This window comes from Roseisolibacter sp. H3M3-2 (assembly GCF_029211165.1).
Taxonomy (GTDB): Bacteria; Gemmatimonadota; Gemmatimonadetes; order Gemmatimonadales; family Gemmatimonadaceae; genus Roseisolibacter.
The window spans coordinates 1-3,463 of sequence record NZ_JARGEK010000447.1 but is presented as its reverse complement, the minus strand read 5'-3'; the positions used below and the strand labels follow the sequence as shown (position 1 = coordinate 3,463).

Here is a 3,463-nt window from a genome sequence, read left to right as displayed (position 1 = left end):
CGCGCGAGCGCCGCGTACGCCGCGGCGTCCACCAGCGCGCCGGGGAAGAGCACGAGCGCGGGGGCGCCGGGCGCCGCCCCGCGCCCCGGCGCGGAGCGCCAGGTCCCGTCGCCGCGCCGCACCTCCTCCTCGGCGTCGCCCGCCGTCGCGGCGTGCGCCTCGGGCGCGGCGCGGTAGGCGATCAGCGACCACGCGAAGAACGTGACGCCGGCGAGCGTCCCGAGCGTCGCCCAGACCCGCCGGACGCGCCGCCAGATGCGCCGCGGGTCCACAGAGCCGGGACGTCGCACCGGCGCGTCAGCGCGCGGGCGGGCGCAGCGGGTCGAACGGGCCGCGCAGGAGCAGCGCGCCGTACGCGACGGCGAGCGCCGTCGCCGGCGCCGCCACGACCCACGCCGCGCGCGGCGCCGCGCCCCCGAGCAGCGCGCGCAGCAGGCTCGCGGCGCTGACGAAGTAGAGCGCGGTGTTCGCCATGACGACGGGCCGCCCGTAGATCCCGCCGAGCAGCGCGCCGCGCTGCAGCCAGTTGAGCGCCGCGGCCCCGAGCCACGCGGCGCCGAGGAGCTGCCCGAGCCACGCCCCGTCGCGCGGGAAGCCGGGGACGAGCGCCGGCAGCACGACGTCCGGGGCGAAGAGCAGCGTCGCGCCGCCCGCGAGGAGCAGGGCGGCGCTGAGGCGGGAGAGCAGGGAGGAGATCACCCGCGAACGATAACCGGCGCGCCGTCAGGGGCGCGGCGCGTCCCCCGGCACCTCGGCCGTGTTGTCGTCGCGCTCGCGCTCGATGAGCGTCCGGAAGGGGTCGATCCCCGCGCGGGACGGCTTCCGCGGCACCGTGATCGTGATCGTCTGCTTCCCGCTCCGCACGCGGTGCCGCCGCAGGTGCAGCGGCGTCCCGAGGCCCCCGTCCGCGCCCGCGGGGTCGGCGAACACGCCGACCTCCACGAGCTCGTCGAGCGCGGCCGGCGTCTGCCGCCCGATGCTGTCGGCGTACGCCTTGGACGCCTCGACGAACAGCGTCACGCGCCACGCGCCCGCGCCGTCCGGCGCCGCGCGCACGGAGTCGGCGCGCACGTCCCACACCGTGATCCGCTCGAACAGGTCGGCGAGCAGCGGCCGCAGCGAGTCCGGCGTCGCCGCCCGCAGCTCGGCGTACAGCGCGCGCGACGTCGGCGGCGGCGCGCCGGGCCCCGCGTGCCGATCGCGGAAGCGGCGCAGCGCGCCGTTCACCACGTCGGCGCCCAGCCACCGGCGCATCGTGTACATCGCCGCCGCGCCCTTCATGTAGTAGACGTAGCTCTGGTCCACCACGTCGAGCAGCGGCACCTCGCGGTTCGTGTACACGCTCCGGCCGGAGAGGTACGCCTTCATCACCGAGTCGTAGAAGTCGCGCGCCATCGCCTCGCCGTAGGCCGTCTCGAGCACCATCATCGAGCTGTACTGCGCGAGCGTCTCGCTCACCATCCCCGCGCCCGGCGCGCTGGCGGGGATCACCTGCCCGCCCCACCACTGGTGCGCGGTCTCGTGGGCGACGACGAAGAAGGTGCGGTCGACGGCGCCGGAGTCGACGCGCGTGAGGAACGCGCTCCCCTCGGAGAAGGCGATCGTGTGCGGGTGCGCCCGCGCGCCCCCCGCGTACAGGGGGAACTCGACGACCCGCAGCTCCCCGAACTGGTAGGGGCCGAACTGCGCGCCGTAGTACGCGAGCGACGCGCGCATGCTGCGCAGCATGCGGTCGACGTTCACGTCGTGCGACGGGTGGTGGTAGACCGCGAGCGGGATCCCCCCGGCCGTGTCCCGGCGGACCGCGTACGCCGCGGACAGGACCGCGGTGCCGAAGCGGGTGGGCTGGTCGACCCGGTAGTGGAAGTAGCGGCGGCCCCGTGAGCCTGCCGAAGGGTCCGACCACTCGCGCACGAGCGTCCCGACCGCGACGGCCGTGTGGCCCGGGTCGGTGCCGACGATGGTCTCGCCGGTCACCAGCTGCACGGGCTTCTCCGCCGCCTGCGTCTCCACGTCCCCGCCGCTCGGCGCCGTCACGCGGGGCGGGAGCCCGAGCTCGCGCCGCTTCCGCTCGTCCTGCAGCTCGCGGGAGGGCGAGTAGCCCAGCGTCGGCATCCAGGTGCCGAAGATGTAGGTGCCGTTGGCCGTGACGTCGGTCGGCGCGCCGGCGTTGCGGAAGCCGCGGGGCCGGTGCACCAGCCGGAAGCGCATCGCGACCGAGTCGCCCGGCGCGAGCGGCCGCGCGAGCGCGTAGACGCGGTAGCGCCGCGCGGTGTCGTCGACCACCAGCCGGGCGGCGCGGTCGAACGCGAGCGCGCGCGTCTCGACCAGCGCGCTCGGCAGCACGTGGAGGGAGTCGATCGCGCGGCTCTCGCGGTTCACGAGCCGGTAGGTGGCGTCCACCTCGGCCGCGCCCTCCTCCGGGTACAGCTCGACCCGCATCGAGCTCGCGTAGACGCTCGGCGAGGGCGCGTCCTCGAACCGCTTGTACCGCCGCTCGTACTCGGCCTTCGCCTCGGCGATCGCGTCGGGCGTCTCGTAGGCGTTGAGGACGCGCGTGTTGTAGAACACGAACCCCCCGAGGCCGACCACGAGGGCCGCCGCGGCGACGGCCGCGCGCAGCGTCCCGCCGCGGAGCCGCTGCCGCGCCAGCGCGAGGCGGCGGCGCGCGCCCAGCTCGCGCCCGCGCACCCAGAACAGGCTCGCGACCACGGCGAACACCAGCGCCCACGCCGCCCAGTACAGCTTGAACCAGACGAGCCCCTCGAGGAACGGCGCGAGCCCGTTCAGGTCCGACCACACCCAGCCCGGGTCCGAGCCGTAGACCAGCATGCGGTCGGTGATCCCGAGCAGGCCGGCCGCCAGCGTCGACGCGAAGTAGAGGACGACGATGAGGTGGCCGAGGTACTTGTGGTTCACGACGACGTGCACCGCCATCGCCAGCGCGGCGAGCAGCACGTAGTCGACGAGCTTGATGCCGAAGAGGAGCTTGAAGTACACGCCGACCTCGAAGCGCGTGTAGCCCTGGAGCGCCTGGAGGAGCATGCCCCCGGCGATGAAGGCCGCCTGCAGCGTCGCGAGCATCGCCACGAGCGCGAGGAAGCGCCCGAGCAGCGCGACGCCGTCGGACACCGGCGCGACGGCGGCGATGTCGCCCAGCCCGACCTCGCGCTCGCGCCACACCAGGTCCCCGGCGAGGACGGCGACGAGGAGCGCCATGACGGGCGGCAGGTAGCTGCCGAGCACCGTCCCGGCGATCAGGTGCGTGACCGGCCAGGTAGAGTCGCCGAAGATCCCGCCGCCGACGTCCCACCCGGTGGCGAACACGAACGCCATCGCGCCGGCGAGGATCAGCAGGAACGTCCGCGTCGCGGCGACCTCGCGCCAGCCGCGCGCCGCGATCGCGACGGCCTGCCCGGCGCGCGCGCCGACGGCGACCGCACGCGGCCCGGCGGGCGGCAGC

At 75.6% G+C, this 3,463-nt stretch carries 2 protein-coding genes and 1 pseudogene; all 3 read right to left on the bottom strand.

What is annotated here, in order from left to right:
- A pseudogene (locus tag PYV61_RS22745) lies at window positions 1–290 on the bottom strand (hypothetical protein); the annotation flags it as partial.
- A gap of 7 nt (window positions 291–297) precedes the next feature.
- Window positions 298–699, bottom strand: coding sequence for a hypothetical protein (locus PYV61_RS22740; protein ID WP_275835989.1), 402 nt, complete (start codon window positions 697–699; stop codon window positions 298–300).
- 24 nt (window positions 700–723) lie between these two features.
- Window positions 724–3,463, bottom strand: a 2,740-nt coding sequence (locus PYV61_RS22735) for a M1 family aminopeptidase (protein WP_275835987.1), incomplete at its 5' end; no start/stop codon positions are given.